Here is a 15,417-nt window from a genome sequence, read left to right as displayed (position 1 = left end):
AATAAGAAAGATGTGTATAAAAACATCCATGAGTAATTTTACTCCCCACTCATGCATGAAAATCCATCATTCCTTCCCATAATGGATATGAACGCAAACAGTTTTGAAAGACGTTCTCTTTAATGGTGGTTCGACCCTGTAATAAAAACTGTTTGAGTCCATTTGGTGTTCCACCCATTGTCAGCCCTTTTCGTGTGAAAAGGTGACTACGAACAGAAAAATGCCTAACGTGCAAATGGACTCCCTGTTTGCGAATTTATCGATGGAAGGAGTAAGAATCATGGATGTTCTTTATCATCGTTGTGCAGGATTAGATATCCATGCCGAAACAATTGTCGTTTGTGCTCTTCTTGGAGAGGAAGAACACGTTCAAAAGGAAGTTGAAACATTTCCTACTTTCACGAAAGACTTGTTTCGTCTTCTGAAATGGTTAGAAGATCGTGGTGTCACTCATATTGCGATGGAGAGTACGGGCGTTTACTGGAAACCTGTGTTCAATATTTTGGAAGATTACTTTGACATTACACTTGCCAACGCTCAGCGAATCAAAAATGTACCGGGGAGAAAAACCGATGTTTCCGATGCAGAATGGATCGCCAAATTGTTGCGTTACGGATTGATCGAGAAGAGTTTCGTACCTCCTGAGAACATTCGAGAATGACGGGATTTAACTCGCTTGCGCAAAAAATGGATCGGGCAGTTAACCGCGGAGAAAAACCGCATTCAAAAAGTGTTGGAATGTTCCAATATCAAGTTAAGTTCCGTGATTTCGGATGTATTTGGTGTATCTGGGCGAAAGCTACTGGAACGTTTAATGAAACAGGGATACATCGAAGAAACCGAAGTCGATGCTTGCATTCACAGGAGTATGAAGAGGAAAAAACAACAAATTCAGGATTCTCTCTTTGGTACATTGACCAACCATCAACTGTTCATGATTCGCCAATCGTGGAAGCACATCGAATCGTTGGAAAGTTTACTTCGAGACATCGAAGAACGAATCGACCAACTCTTACAAGTATACAAACAAGAGATGGAGCTTCTTGTGACCATACCGGGGGTCAAGAAGGAAACCGCTGCCGTGATTATCGCTGAAATCGGAGTCGATATGGGACAATTTCCAACGTCTCAACACCTCGCTTCATGGGCGGGAGTCGCGCCGGGAAATCATGAAAGTGCTGGAAAACGAAAAAGTACCCGAACGACGAAGGGGAATCCGCATATCAAATCGGCGTTATGTGAGGCGGCTTGGGCTTTGTCTCGATGTAGGAATCAACGTTTGGCAGCGAAATATTGGTCATTGGCGGCACGCAGGGGAAAGAAAAAAGCACTCGTTGCGATCGCGCACCGAATGCTTACCATCATTTACTGCATCATTTCTCGAAAAGAACCGTTTCGAGAGCAGTAAATAAATTAGTATAACCAAAAAGGTTCAGAAATATACGAGATACCTAAAAATAAGGTAGCTCTGCTTTCCTATTGCCTTTTTTTGGTCGTTAATAGGGTATCCAATTTGATTGTGGGGTATACCGCTTCAGCCATGGTTAATTGATTTTCACAGAAAAAAAGAGGATGTATGCTCTAATCATGAACATACTATCCTCTGAAAAATTAATATAGGTAATTAGATGATTAGTTGGAAAAGCACTTTCAACTTGTAGGGCTGAGATATCCCTTGAAACAGGAAAGTTTGCCGTGCACAGCGATTATGCTCTTCCCCAAATACGATTAATCCAGTTTTCAATAAGTCCGACCGCTTTATCGAGAAGCAGCCCGGATACGCCGATAAATAGTATGGCAGCCATGACTAAATCTAGCCTCATGGAATTTCTGGCGTCGACAACTAAATAACCAAGTCCTGACTGCGTTCCAACCATCTCTCCTGCTACAAGAAAAATCCAAGCTGTACCTACAGCTATATGAAGCCCGTTCGCAATATAAGGGAATGTGGCAGGAAAAATGATTTTGCGCAATAGCTCGAATTTTTTAATCTCGAAATTTTGTGCCACTTTCAAATAAGTTTTATCAACGTTCTTTACAGCAGATACTGTCGATAGCAAAACAGGAAAGAAGGCAGCAATAAAAATAATTACGATTGCCGGCATATTGCCAATCCCAAACCAAAGTACAATAAACGGCGACCATGCGATTGGCGAAACAGGCCGCAATACCTGGATAATTGGGTCAATCACTCCCCATAATAGTGGTATTCTGCCAAAAATAAGTCCTAAAATGATCGCTAATACAACGGCAGAAAGGTATCCAGCCAAAAATCGCATGATACTCACTTGAAAATGTTCGAACAGTGTGCCATCTATAATCAAAGAAAGTATTCCATCCCATACTTGGATGGGTGAAGGGAAAAGTGCTGAATCATATTTTCCAATGAAAATAATTAATTGCCACAAGGTAATCAAGATAGCAAAACCAATGATGACATTTATGAAATTCTTATATTTAATCATCCTATCACTTCTCTTTTTTCTCAAATTAATTGGTGAATTTATGCATCATCAACCATGCGGAACTGTCATTTTAGTATACTTCCATCATTAGGGCTTCTGTTGTTCAACATGCCTAGTACCTGCTTAACCATAGAACATCTTTAAATTCGCGTCCATCTTTCGGTTTGCTCAAAATGAGTGAGAGAAATAGGAATTCCCCTTATGGAAGCTTTGCATTGTCTATTAGCGAATTATCTACAAATTCTTCATAAGATGGCGGATTTTTTTGTAAGCCCATCTCAATCAAGTTTTTCGTTAATTCTTTATAGTCTTTTTCATGAATGATTAAATCGTCATAGGCAATCCATTTAAAAGATAAATCCATTACTTCTTTGTCCGCTTTCATGTATTTGGAGGACATTTCAATTGTTTGCTCATCCTTGTGCTCTGCTACCTCACCAGCTTTTAAGTAATAATTAACAAAATCCTGAGCAATCTCTTTTTCCTTTTCGATAAATTCACCGCGCAGTACTAGTGCACAGTCAATGGAATTCTGCCCAATTTCATTATCTTGAAATAGTACCTTGCCCTTTCCGATCGATACGGAAGCTGCACCAAAAGGTTCTGCAACGACATATCCAGCAATTCTGCCCTCAGATAAAGCTGCCGGCATTTCTGCTGGAGGCATCTCGACAGCCTTTACATCATCGTACTTTAATCCGTTTTGTTTTAACATTTGAGTCTCATCACCATATTCTGTGATGTTCACACAATTCCGGCAATAAGTTAGCGAGATTGATACTCAATCTAGAGTAGCTCCTTCGTCAGCTTGCAGACCACTAAGTGGGTAGAATGGAAGAGGTCAAGCGCTTTCCTTGACGGCTTCCATTCTAGCCACTACAATGCGGAAAGCTGATGAAGGGCATGGTTAAGCAACCTGATTTTTATAAGTTTTACCTGTACATTCCAAAAATACACGTAGCCGAAATCTTTCAAGGTTTCTGAAGCCAAAAGCACGTCTTTTGATGTTCTTACTCTTATGGTTTGTACCTTCAATCCGGCCATTCGTAAAAGGGGTAAGAAAATATTGTAAAATTTGTGCCTTCCAATTTTCTATCGTCTTGGCAACTTGATGAAATGAAGGAAATGGGCTGCTCCATGCGAGTTGAATCCATTCTTCTAAGAGTGAATCAGCTGTATCATAGTCATTCACTTGGTATATTTCTCTAAAGAGTTCTTTTAGAAAATAGGCATATGACAATTCTGAATGCTCTTTGAGCATCTCGTCTAATTGTTGTTTTTCATTAGCCGTTAACTTTTCAGAACCTTTCAAGAGTTTAAACCGTCCCTTTTTTAGTCCAGGAGTTTTCTTTCTAACTTGGTCAAGTGCATGTGTCACCTTTTGCACCACATGATATTTATCAATGACGATACAGGCCTCTGGGAATATAGATTTAACAGCTTTATGGAAGGGATCCCACATATCCATAACAACGGTATGAACGCATTTATCAGACAGAATCTTCTTGGCAAGTAAGATCTGAGTTGAACGATAACTCCGTTGATGTTCCATACCAAGCACACTCCCGGATTGGGTATCCATAAGAACTGTTTCATATCGGTGACCCTTTCGGACAGCGATCTCATCAAGGCTAAGGATTAATTCATTGTTTTCTAAAACACTTTCAAGAGTTTCTACATGCTCCTTCTCTTTTTCTTTAGCAACGGAATAAAATATTCTTTCAACGGTTGTATAAGGTATTTTTTCCTTTCGACTCACTTCTTGGATAGTAGAGCCAATGCACATTTCGTACAGATATTCTCTGTACCGATTGGTCTGATGCTTATTAGGACGGATACATTCAAATGTTTGTGAAAATCCCTCATTACAGTTGTGACAACGGTATCTATACACTCTGACAAATAAGAAAAGGGGCTTACCTAATACGGACAAGTCACGAACCTTTCTTGTCCGCCAGTCATGGACATGACTAGAAAAAAAACCGCAGTAAGAACAGCGTTCTTCTGTAGTATTTTCTCGACATGTAACAAATTGCAATCTTCAAGAAACACTTGTTTAACAACTTCAAATTCTGGCAAATCTAGTGATACGGAAAACACTTTAGAACCTCCTGTTATGTTAAGTCACGCTAACATTATTGCCAGGAATTCGTGAGTGTTTTCCTTATTTTTTGGGTTAAATCACAAAATGTGGTGATGAATCCTTTTTTGTTATAGTAAACCAAGGTTTTTACATTAATTGATTTTCTTAACGGAGTTTCTAATAATGAATTCAGGTTCATATATCTTTGATTGGACCTTCTGCTTATTTACCATATCAATAATCATTTTACCGGCGTCAAGCCCCATTTGCTCTTGGGGATGACGAACGGTAGTTAAACTTGGTTGGATAAATCTTGAAAAGGCATAATCATCAACACCGGTAATCGAAATATCATCCGGAACCTTTAAACCAATCTCATTTAAAAAGTTAATAAGCTGAATTGCTAATTGATCGTTATAACAAACAATAGCTGTTGGCGCTAACTTCGTTCTTGAAAGAATTGTTTGTAGTTTTTTAAACAGGTCGGTTTTATTTTCTTCTGTTTGATACATTAAAATATCACCCATATTTGAAATACTAGGGTGTTCTTGATAAGCCTTAATAAATCCATTCATCCTTTGAATACCTTGTTTATCATCGACCTTAAATATTCCCACAATATGTTCATGCCCCTGTGAGAATAAGTAGTTTGTAACCATCTCACCAACTTTGACATCATCCATGATTAAATAAGGGGTATCAAAGTCATCGTATACTGCATTAATAAATAACATGGGTATGCCCATTGATTTAATATTCTCATATATACTTTTGTTTGTATTGTTCAATGCGCTTTTTGTGGGCTCAATAATTAAACCGGATAAGTTGTTAGATAATAGATTTGTTAAGCTTTTCCGTTCTTTTTCAGGGTTGTTTTTCGTATTGGCGATAAGTATAGAATGACCACTTTTTGATATATATTCATCAATACCTGAGATAATATTAGGAAAAATGTAATCAGATATATGAGTTGTAATTACACCAATTGTTTTATTTTTGTCAGAGGATTTTGGTTGCCTTTTCCAGTCATTTACAAATATACCCCCACCTTGAATACGGTAAACAAGATTATCTTTTTCAAGTTCGTCGATTGCTCGTCTAACGGTGAACCTACTTACTTGATAAATCTCCATCAGTTCAGATTCTGTCGGTAATTTTTCTTTTATTTTATACTCTTCTGATAAGATTTTTTCACGAATATCGCGTGTTATTCGTTCGTATTTTTTTGTCATAGTTCATTCCTTCTGTATTATAATTTTTGCAAAAATATTTGTATTGTATTTTGATCAATTAAAAGTGCTATTTATACGGATAGATTATATCATACGGGAATCTATTAAACAAAAAAATAAGAGAGTACATCTATTTGGAATGGTACGAAGAAGGAAAAAATGCTGTCACTATAAGAAGAGTGTAGTGACAGCAACGGATTCTTAACAATGATTATGTTTAACAGATTTATTTTTTATCAAAGGCACTTAATAGCGGTTTCTTCGATTGGTAGACCATCTTGATACTTTTCTATAAACTGTTCGTATCCAACAACACCTTCAGGTTCTGGACTTAGTGTGATACTTTCAAGATTAGTGAATACTTCTGTATCCAAAAAGTCTTCCAGACATGGATATTTTTTGGCGTATTTCGCATATACCGCTAATACAGCCATTCCCCAGGCTCCACCTTCACCTGCGGTACTCATGACGGTGATCGGTATATTTAATGCATTAGCAAGTACTTGTTGACCGATAACAGGTGTTTTAAATAATCCACCTTGTGCGATTAAGACATCCATATTGATTTTTTCTTCATGTTTTAAAATATCCATTCCGATTTTCAGTGGTGCAAAAGCAGCGTATAACTGGGTTAGCACAAAATTTGCTAATGTAAACCTGCTATTTGGCTCCCTAACAAAAAGTGGACGACCAGCAGGCATCTTGGTAATATTTTCGCCTGATAAGTAGCTATAATTAACTAGTCCTCCTGCATCAGGATCAGCTTTCGTAGAAGCGAATAATAATGTTTCAAACAAGCGATCAGCTTTTAAATCAATACCGAGACGTTCAGCAAATTCTTTAAAAATTTGAGCCCAAGCATTAATATCAGATGAGCAATTGTTGATGTGTACCATTGCGACCGGACTCCCCGTAGGTGTTGTGACGATATCGATGTCACGATAAACTTTATTCAGTGGTTTATCAAGAACGATCATTGAAAATGCAGATGTACCGACCGAAACATTCCCTTTTCGTTCCCGAATGCTATTGGTACAAACCATACCAGTGCCTGCATCGCCTTCAGGAGGAGCCATTAAACTACCACTTTGTAGATGCCCATTTTTATCTAGTAATCTAGCTCCATCCTCTGTCAAAGTACCTGCATGTTCACCTGCTTTTAAAACTTTTGGTAAAATATCTTTTATTTTCCATTGGTATTGGGTTACATTTTCAAGAGTTTCAAATTTTTCTAAAAAATCATTTCGATAATCACCTGTAGTTTCATCAATTGGAAATACACCAGAAGCATCTCCGATTCCTAATACCTTTTCTCCAGATAACTTCCAATGAACATAGCCCGCTAATGTAGTGATATAACGGATATCGTTTACATGTGGCTCATTATTTAAAATAGCCTGATACAAGTGGGCAATACTCCAACGTTCAGGAATATTAAAATTAAAAAGTTTTGTTAACTTATTTGCAGCTTGTTCTGTTATATTATTTCGCCAAGTTCGGAAAGGCGTTAGTAAACTTCCATTCTCTGAAAAAGCTAAATATCCGTGCATCATCGCACTTACACCGATCGAACTAATTTTTGAAATCGTACAGTGAAATTTCGCTTTTACATCGGCGGCAATTTGAGTATAACAATGTTGTATGCCCTTCCAAACTTCATCGAGTGAATAGGTCCAAATTCCGTTTTCAAATTTATTCTCCCAAACATAGCTACCAGAAGCTATTGTTTTAAAGTCGTCAGTGATTAAAACCGCCTTTATTCGTGTTGATCCTAATTCGATTCCTAGAGAGATATTTCCCTGTTGGATTGCCTTAGAAGTTTCTACTAGATTCATACTCTACACACCTAACCTTATCGATTATATTTATATTTTTAGTGTATGGTTTTCTACGTTTTTCATCTCTCCGATTTTTTCGATTTCCTCCAATGTACGTCCACGAGTTTCAGGGACGCATGTCCGTACAAATAACACTCCAAGTAAACAAATCGCACCGAAAATGGCAAATACAGCTTCTTGAGCCATAGTAGCAGTCATGATTGGGAAAAGGAGCCCAACTAAGAAAGAGCCGATCCAGTTAAGGGATGAAGCTAATCCTGATGCACGACCACGAATCATTAATGGGAATATTTCTCCTACAATCACCCATGTTAAAGGTGCCCATGTGAAGGAATAAAATGCGACATAAATACTTAAAAATACGACGATGATCATGGGATGTGCGTTTGGAATGATTACATTTAATATTGCCGGGAAGATAAAGGAAAGTCCCATAATCGTTCCACCTAAAGTTAATAAAGTACGACGATTGAATTTATCAGCTACTACTAAGAATACTAATGATCCTAAAACAAGAATAATCCCTTGAATAATCGGCCATAAAAGAGCTGAACTTGCTGCTTTTCCTGTTGCTGTTTCTACAATTAATGGAATGTAATAAAATATGGCGTTAGCGCCTTGGAATTGTTGGAAAGCGGCTACACCAACACCTGCAATAACTAAATAACGGTATTTACTATTAAGTAGTGTTCCCCATGATGCCTTTTTATTTTGTTCTTCTCTTATCGTATCTTGTATTTGTTTCATTTCCGCATCAATTTCATGTTTAGGACGAATATAGCTTAAGACTTTACGTGCTTCATCTAATTTATTGTTTTTCACTAAGAAACGAGGTGATTCAGGTAATTTCAACACACCAATAAATAAAATGACGGCTGGTAGAGCTGCGATCGTAAGCATGGAACGCCAAGCCCATGTTGTTGGTAAACCACTTAGTAAAAAATCAACTACATATGAAAGCAGCATACCAGAAACAATCATCGTTTGATTAATTCCTGATAAACGTCCACGCAGATGTGCTGGAGCCATTTCTGACATGTAAGCTGGAACTAGTGCAGAGGCTGCCCCAACAGCAAATCCTAATAAAATTCTAGCTAGGATGAGGGAAACGCTTCCATTAAAAGGTACAATACCGGATAAAATAGATCCAACGACAAAAATGATAGCTGAAATTAAAATCATCTTCCGCCGACCTAATCGGTCTGACAGTTGTCCGGCCATTGCACCACCAAAAATGGCACCAAACATAACGGAGGAAGTGATCCAACCGATAGTACTAGCATCTTGAAGATTCCAATCTTCTTTTAGAAATGGTAATGCACCAGTCATAACGCCAATATCATAGCCAAAAAGAATACCACCAAAGGCCCCAAAGAAATATATAAATCTACTAGATATTTTCTTTTCATTTACCATTAAAATCCCTCCTTAATTGTCTTTCTGATCATGTGTGTATTGAACTTTCGTTTGTTTGATTATGATGTCGACATCAATAGATTTTAGAAAAGCGCTTTCAATTTCTTAATCATATGCTAGCATAGTCATCAGTATAAATCAATAAATAAAAATATTATCAGTACAAATTTTTCAACCGGACCTATAATCCTTTATTTATTTTGTTATTTTTGTTTTGTGGGGTCGAGAGGTTTTTGTGATTCAGCCTATTTTTTGTATACAAATTTCACTTTTTTGGTTGTTTTTTGTTAATTTTGTACGTATTAAAATTACAAATCTTGACTTATACGTATAATTAATATACGATTTTATTGTAAGCGTTTTAAAAATAGTTTTTGAATAAAACGAATGTACTTGTCTGTCGTTATAAGCAACATCGAGTTAGGTTTCAAGAATTAAAGTCCATTCTAATAGAAAGGAGATGAATTTTTTTATATTACTTTAGTACACTAGAAAAATTAAATTCACGTAGACAAGTAGATTATAAAATTTCAAAAGGGGTGATTCATGATGTTAGAAGAGTTAAAAAAAGAAGTCTATGAAGCAAACATGTTGTTACCTAAATATAATTTGGTCACCTTTACTTGGGGGAATGTAAGCGGGATAGATCGTGAAAAAAACCTAGTTGTGATTAAGCCAAGTGGTGTCGAGTATGAAGAGTTGTCACCAGAAAAAATGGTCGTCGTTGATTTAGATGGAAACGTCGTAGAAGGTGATTTAAAACCATCAAGTGATACAGCAACCCATTGTGTGCTATATAAACATTTTTCTAACATTAACGGGATTGTTCATACACATTCTCCTTGGGCTGTAGTGTTTGCTCAAGCTGGACTTGAAATTCCTGCAGCAGGTACAACACATGCTGATACATTTTATGGTCCTGTTCCAGTAACAAGAGCGATGAAGGAAGAGGAAGTTGTCACGGATTATGAAAAACAAACCGGTGATGTCATCGTTGAAACTTTTACAGAAAGAAGTCTAGATCCAGATCAAATTCCAGCAGTATTAGTTAATGACCACGGTCCATTTACATGGGGCAAATCGCCTCTTGATGCCGTACATCATGCAGTCGTTTTAGAAGAAGTCGCAAAGATGACATATCATACGATACAACTAAATCCACACCGTATTGACATGGATCAATACCTTTTAGACAAACACTTTTTAAGAAAACATGGGAAAAACGCCTATTACGGTCAAACAAAATAGATTATTTTCCATTGGAGGTTTTGCGTATGTTAAAAACAAGAAATTATGAATTTTGGTTTGTTGTTGGGAGTCAACATTTGTATGGACCCGAGGCATTAGAAGAAGTTGAAAAAAACACTATTAAGATTATTGATGAATTGAATAAAAGTGGTAAGCTACCATATAAAGTTGTTTTTAAAACAGTTGCAACAACAGCTGATAGTATTACTCAAGTCATGAAAGATGTTAACTATAACGACCATGTAGCAGGTGTCATTACGTGGATGCATACTTTTTCTCCTGCTAAAAACTGGATTAGAGGTACAAAACTACTGCAAAAACCATTGCTTCATTTAGCTACACAGTTTCTTGACCATATCCCTTGGAAAACAATTGATATGGACTACATGAATCTACATCAAAGTGCCCATGGAGATCGTGAATATGGCTATATTAATGTAAGATTAGACAAAAGAAATAAGGTTGTCGTAGGGTATTGGAAAGATAAAAATGTACAAAAACAAATTGCAGATTGGATGAATGTTGCCGTAGCGTATAATGAGAGTTTCAATATTAAAGTTGCAAGATTCGGAGATAACATGAGAAATGTAGCCGTTACAGAAGGTGATAAAATTGAAGCTCAGATTAAGTTTGGGTGGACAGTTGATTATTATGGTATCGGCGATCTTGTAGCTGAAATGAAAGATGTGACAGAACAAGAGATTAATGAAATTTATGATGAATGCCAAGAAAAATATGAATTTGTGATTGGAGACAATGATCCTAAATATTTTGAAGAACATGTTAAAGAACAAATCCGTATCGAGATTGCTTTACGGAAATTTCTTGAAAGAGGCGGATATACAGCCTTTACTACGAACTTTGAAGATTTATGGGGAATGAAACAGCTACCAGGTATGGCCGTACAAAGATTAAACGCGGAAGGGTATGGTTTCGCTGGTGAAGGAGATTGGAAAACAGCAGCTCTTGATCGTTTATTAAAAATTATGGCTCATAATGAGAAAACGGGATTTATGGAAGATTATACGTACAACTTAGTGAAAGGAAATGAAGAAATTCTAGGTGCACATATGCTTGAAGTCGATCCAACATTAGCCAGCACAAAGATTAAAGTAGAAGTTCATCCTTTGGGCATTGGTGATCGAGAGGCACCGGCACGCCTTGTATTTGATGGTTCTGAAGGTGAAGGCATTAACGTAACGGTATCTGACTTTGGTGATCAATTTAAAATGATCATGTATGAAGTCGAAGGTAAGACACCGGTTGAAGAAGCGCCAAATCTTCCAGTAGCTCGTCAAATTTGGACACCGAAAGTTGGCTTTTATGAAGGTGTTCGTCGCTGGATTGAATATGGTGGAGGTCACCACACAGTTTTCTCTCTTAAAGTCACACCAGAACAAATCGAGGATTTTGCTAACATGGTTGGAGTTGAGTTAGTAAATATTAAATAAAAGAATTGATTGATTATTAAAATTAAGTTGGGCTGTCCGAAATGTCAATTGAATTTGACCTTCGGTTTGGCCCTTTTGCTATTTTTACGGATAAAAAACTGTCCTTATTTGAAGAAAGAAGTTGGCGTGATAACAATGTAACATGCATATGTCAAAAGAGCGAACTGGGAAACTTTGAGTTTCTCAATTCGCTCTTTTTTAGTAAGCGTAAAGTAATCCCCACCTGTATTCAGATGGGATTTCATGTATGCTTTATTTAGATTTTTTAGGAACACGGCATTCCTGCGGAAGCGTCGGTGACCATGGCAGGAATTCAGCTAATTTTGTTTTATCTGTCGTATCTATATTGGGAAGCTCTTGAAACAGATAGCTAAGGTAGTTGAATGGATCCAACTCGTTTTCCTTGGCTGTCTCCACAACACTATAGATGATCGCACTAGACCTTGCTCCTTTTGATGTATTACTGAAGAGCCAGTTTTTGCGACCGATCACAAAAGGTTTAATTGACCGTTCCCCGCGATTATTATCGATCTCCAAACGGCCGTCCTCTAAAAATGCCTCCAACCGCTCCCATTGGTTACGACAATACTTGATCGCTTTGCCAAGTGCGCTTTTTGGCAGTACGCGCGGCATTTGCTCTTTAAGCCATGACAAAAAAGCCTCAAGCACGGGTTTGCTGTGCTCCAGCCGTGCTTGATAGCGCTCCTCTGGACTTGCATCTTTAAGCTTGCGCTCAATTTCAAAAAGTTTATTGCAATAGGCCAGACCTTCCTTTGCTTTGACGGTGGAAGTGCTCGCCGATTCAGGCAGTGCCTGCAGGGCTTCTGTGAATTTGCGGCGGGCATGGGCCCAGCACCCGACCAATTTCACATCGGGGAGGACGTTATAACCCGCATACCCGTCCACATGCAAATATCCCCGGAAGCCGTCCAAAAAACGGCGTGGGTGCTTGCCTGCACGGGTTTGCTGGTAATCGTATAAGACGATTGGTGTATCCCCGCGACCGGTACGATAAAGCCATATGTAGGAAGTCGATGTCGCTGGCCGGTCCGGTTCAGACAGGACCTGCAAGGTTGTCTCATCCGCATGCAGACGATCCTTCTGTAGGAGGTGCTCATGCATCTCATCGTAAATGAGGCTAAGCCAAGTTTGAGCCCCATAAATTGTCCAATTGGCCAGCGTTTGCCGAGGTATGGACACGCCAAAGCGTTCCAGTTGTTTCTCCTGGCGATACAGGGGCATACCTTCTATGTATTTTTGTGTCATGGTATAAGCCATTGACGACGGAGACGCTAGGCTTCCAGGGAAAACAGGTTCCGGCATCTTCGCTGTCACAATAGGTGTGTTCAGTTCATGACGCTCACAGTGACGGCAGCTATATACATGACGCACATGTTCGACTACTTTCACTTGGGCAGGAATGACTTTCAATTCCTTGCGTACTTCTGTGCTCATTTCATGCATGGCACCGCCACAGCACGAACAGACCTGTTCCTCATCAGACAAACGGTATTCGATCGTCTCTGTAGGCAGGTTTTCAAGCATGCGTTTGCGTTGGCCGTGTTGTTTCTTGCGTCTATATGTCATCGTCTCAACGGTGGGCTCTTCCATAGCTGGATCAGCCGTGGACTCGGCTTCGTTGAAAAGGGAGAGCTGGTCCGGATGGGTCTTCTCGCTGGAAGCTCCGAATAGGCGTTGCTGGCTGAGGCGGAATTGTTCCTCATACCATTTTAATTTCGCTTCCAACTCTTCCTTTTCCATTTGGAGCTTTTCGTTGAGCGCTTTGTAATATTCAATTGTGCCTTTTGAAGTCTGCGCTGATTTTTCCATATGTCCAGTATACGGAAAAGAATCCAACTTGCCTAGTATCGAATTCTTTTTTTATTTATTTGTTTTATAGAAGGATGCGTGCCTTCACTTCCTGATGCGCTTGTTTTTGTTCGATTGGCAAGCCGTCCAGCAGCCAGCGCAGCTGGCGTGAACTGATAGACATGGGCGCTGTATCATTCTCCGACGGCCAGTGGAACGTCCCTTTTTCCAGACGGCGATAATGAAGCCAGAAGCCGTTATGTTCCCATTGAAGAATCTTTAACTTGTCCCGTTTCCGGTTACAAAACACGAATAAGCACGGAGAGAAGGGATCGAGTTCAAAGCATTCCTGTACAATAGCGGCCAGTCCGTCAATCGATTTGCGAAGATCCGTACTGCCACGCGCCAAATAGACACGTTCAAACGAGGAATTCATCAACATTGGTGTTGCAGCACCCGAATCACATCGGTTAATAGATCCAGATTGGCACCGGGCCGTACTTCAACGGAGATCGCATCAACGTGTAAAAAGATCGGACCTTGACCTGAAGAGGGCAAGGATTCTTCTACCTGAACAGCCAGCCACTGCGTCTGGACAGGCGTTTCAGTGCAACTGCCACCGCGGGAGAACTGCCTCACCCAATAGTACATTTGGTGAGTTTTGATTCCTTGATCCCGGCACCACTCCGCTATACTCTGTCCACTCTCTTTCCAGGCATCATATCGTGCTTTCCATTCTATTCTTTTTTCTTTTAGGGTCATGGCAAAACCTCCCGAATCATTCTAAGAAGATTATCACACGGATGACCTATGATCGGAATGTGGGTTTTATTTGACGCTTACGTTTTTTTGTGTTTTTTGAGTAAAAAGTGAGTTCATAGGTTAGTTGAAAGCAGTTTTGTGTGTTTTTTGAGTAAAAAGTGTGTTCACAGGTTAGTTGAAAGCAGTTTTTTTGTGTTTTTTGAGAAAAAGTGAATTCATAGGTTAGTTGAAAGCAGTTTTTTTGTGTTTTTTGAGTAAAAAGTGAGTTCATAGGTTAGTTGAAAGCAGTTTTATTGTGTTTTTTGAGAAAAAGTGAATTCATAGGTTAGTTGAAAGCAGTTTTTTTGTGTTTTTTGAGTAAAAAGTGAGTTCATAGGTTAGTTGAAAGCAGTTTTTTTGTGTTTTTTGAGTAAAAAGTGAGTTCAAAAGGCAGTTGAAAGGAGTTTTATTGTGTTTTTTGAGAAAAAGTGAATTCATAGGTTAGTTGAAAGCAGTTTTTTTGTGTGTTTTGAGTTAAAAGTGAGTTCATGGACTAGTTGAAAGCAGTTTTTTTGTGTGTTTTGAGGAAAAAGTGAGTTCATAGGTTAGTTGAAAGCAGTTTTTTTGTGTGTTTTGAGGAAAAAGTGTGTTCATAGGTTAGTTGAAAGCAGTTTTGTTGAGTGTTTTGTAAAAAAATGTGTTCATGGGCCAACTGAAACCAGTTTTGTTTCGTTTTTTAAAGAAAAAGTGAGTTCATGGTCTAACTATAACCGGTTTTTCCCGACAAATCAAAAGAAAAGTATGTTCATCAAGTCTATGAAACCAGTTTTTTTCATCAAATTCGAGAAAAACTGCATTCGTAAGGTTTCCGCTCCTATCTTCTGCAAAAGGTGTGCGTTCATTAACTTTATAGAAAGTGTCCTTTATACAATAAGTTAGAATTTGCGAGCATTTTTGGAGAATTAAAGGGAAATTGGGTAAAAAGATACCCATAAGTAATATGAACACCGATCTCCCCCACAAATCCACCATGATCCAATTTTAACTACTGCCGTTAATCTGCTACAATATAATATTAGAAAGTGAGTGTTTTGAAGCTCACCTACCTAATGTGTTGTTCTAATAAAAACGTTT

General features: G+C 38.5%; 11 protein-coding genes and 1 pseudogene. 3 read left to right on the top strand and 9 right to left on the bottom strand.

Features of this window, described 5'->3' with window-relative positions; translation table 11 throughout:
- The first annotated feature begins 280 nt into the window (after positions 1-280).
- Positions 281-1,408 (top strand): annotated as a pseudogene (locus NSU19_RS16900) (IS110 family transposase).
- 298 nt (positions 1,409-1,706) lie between these two features.
- Here the strand turns inward: NSU19_RS16900 and NSU19_RS16895 are convergent.
- From NSU19_RS16895 to NSU19_RS16870, 6 genes are all read right to left on the bottom strand, one after another.
- Positions 1,707-2,465 (bottom strand): ABC transporter permease, encoded by a 759-nt coding sequence (locus tag NSU19_RS16895; protein WP_339197537.1) that lies wholly within the window; start codon positions 2,463-2,465, stop codon positions 1,707-1,709.
- A 199-nt stretch (positions 2,466-2,664) separates the two neighbouring features.
- Complete coding sequence (locus NSU19_RS16890) at positions 2,665-3,180, bottom strand: ABC transporter substrate-binding protein (protein WP_339197534.1); 516 nt, start codon at positions 3,178-3,180, stop codon at positions 2,665-2,667.
- A gap of 192 nt (positions 3,181-3,372) precedes the next feature.
- Entirely contained in the window at positions 3,373-4,503 is a 1,131-nt protein-coding gene (locus NSU19_RS16885; RefSeq protein ID WP_339197532.1) for an ISL3 family transposase, read from the bottom strand.
- Between the two features lie 197 nt (positions 4,504-4,700).
- Complete coding sequence (locus tag NSU19_RS16880; protein WP_339197529.1) at positions 4,701-5,780, bottom strand: GntR family transcriptional regulator; 1,080 nt, start codon at positions 5,778-5,780, stop codon at positions 4,701-4,703.
- Between the two features lie 236 nt (positions 5,781-6,016).
- The gene (locus NSU19_RS16875) at positions 6,017-7,615 is read right to left on the bottom strand and encodes an FGGY-family carbohydrate kinase (protein ID WP_263114278.1); all 1,599 of its coding nucleotides are present in this window, start codon (positions 7,613-7,615) and stop codon (positions 6,017-6,019) included.
- Between the two features lie 30 nt (positions 7,616-7,645).
- A complete protein-coding gene (locus NSU19_RS16870) occupies positions 7,646-9,034 on the bottom strand; it encodes a sugar porter family MFS transporter (protein ID WP_263060852.1) in 1,389 nt (462 codons plus the stop codon).
- A gap of 549 nt (positions 9,035-9,583) precedes the next feature.
- Between NSU19_RS16870 and NSU19_RS16865 the strand changes: the two genes are divergently transcribed.
- Both NSU19_RS16865 and araA read left to right on the top strand, forming a co-directional pair.
- Positions 9,584-10,282, top strand: a complete 699-nt coding sequence (locus tag NSU19_RS16865) for an L-ribulose-5-phosphate 4-epimerase (RefSeq protein WP_263060851.1) — start codon at positions 9,584-9,586, stop codon at positions 10,280-10,282.
- 26 nt (positions 10,283-10,308) lie between these two features.
- Positions 10,309-11,733, top strand: coding sequence for an L-arabinose isomerase (araA, locus tag NSU19_RS16860; protein ID WP_339197521.1), 1,425 nt, complete (start codon positions 10,309-10,311; stop codon positions 11,731-11,733).
- Positions 11,734-11,985: 252 nt separating this feature from the next.
- Here araA and NSU19_RS16855 read toward each other — a convergent pair whose 3' ends face one another.
- The 3 genes from NSU19_RS16855 to NSU19_RS16845 form a co-directional block, all read right to left on the bottom strand.
- Positions 11,986-13,494 carry an IS66 family transposase gene (locus NSU19_RS16855; protein ID WP_339200010.1) on the bottom strand — a complete coding sequence of 503 codons (1,509 nt, stop codon included), beginning with the start codon at positions 13,492-13,494 and terminating at the stop codon, positions 11,986-11,988.
- Between the two features lie 133 nt (positions 13,495-13,627).
- Positions 13,628-13,984, bottom strand: a complete 357-nt coding sequence (gene tnpB, locus NSU19_RS16850) for an IS66 family insertion sequence element accessory protein TnpB (RefSeq protein ID WP_339197519.1) — start codon at positions 13,982-13,984, stop codon at positions 13,628-13,630.
- Positions 13,978-14,304, bottom strand: coding sequence for a transposase (locus NSU19_RS16845; RefSeq protein WP_327848417.1), 327 nt, complete (start codon positions 14,302-14,304; stop codon positions 13,978-13,980). The genes tnpB and NSU19_RS16845 overlap by 7 nt, the downstream gene beginning before the upstream one ends.
- Positions 14,305-15,417 lie beyond the last annotated feature (1,113 nt).

It is taken from the genome of Aeribacillus sp. FSL k6-2211 (assembly GCF_037966125.1).
GTDB lineage: Bacteria > Bacillota > Bacilli > Bacillales > Aeribacillaceae > Aeribacillus > Aeribacillus composti.
Note: the sequence above shows the minus strand (reverse complement) of the source record. Positions and strands in the feature narration are given on the sequence as shown.

Bases quoted from the DNA above. Each gene is read 5' to 3' on its own strand.
- NSU19_RS16875 (WP_263114278.1), bottom strand. From the start codon at position 7,615: ATGAATCTAGTAGAAACTTCTAAGGCAATCCAACAGGGAAATATCTCT.
- araA (WP_339197521.1), top strand. From the start codon at position 10,309: ATGTTAAAAACAAGAAATTATGAATTTTGGTTTGTTGTTGGGAGTCAA.
- NSU19_RS16895 (WP_339197537.1), bottom strand. From the start codon at position 2,465: ATGATTAAATATAAGAATTTCATAAATGTCATCATTGGTTTTGCTATC.
- NSU19_RS16890 (WP_339197534.1), bottom strand. From the start codon at position 3,180: ATGTTAAAACAAAACGGATTAAAGTACGATGATGTAAAGGCTGTCGAG.
- tnpB (WP_339197519.1), bottom strand. From the start codon at position 13,984: ATGTTGATGAATTCCTCGTTTGAACGTGTCTATTTGGCGCGTGGCAGT.
- NSU19_RS16870 (WP_263060852.1), bottom strand. From the start codon at position 9,034: ATGGTAAATGAAAAGAAAATATCTAGTAGATTTATATATTTCTTTGGG.
- NSU19_RS16855 (WP_339200010.1), bottom strand. From the start codon at position 13,494: ATGGAAAAGGAAGAGTTGGAAGCGAAATTAAAATGGTATGAGGAACAA.
- NSU19_RS16865 (WP_263060851.1), top strand. From the start codon at position 9,584: ATGTTAGAAGAGTTAAAAAAAGAAGTCTATGAAGCAAACATGTTGTTA.
- NSU19_RS16845 (WP_327848417.1), bottom strand. From the start codon at position 14,304: ATGACCCTAAAAGAAAAAAGAATAGAATGGAAAGCACGATATGATGCC.
- NSU19_RS16880 (WP_339197529.1), bottom strand. From the start codon at position 5,780: ATGACAAAAAAATACGAACGAATAACACGCGATATTCGTGAAAAAATC.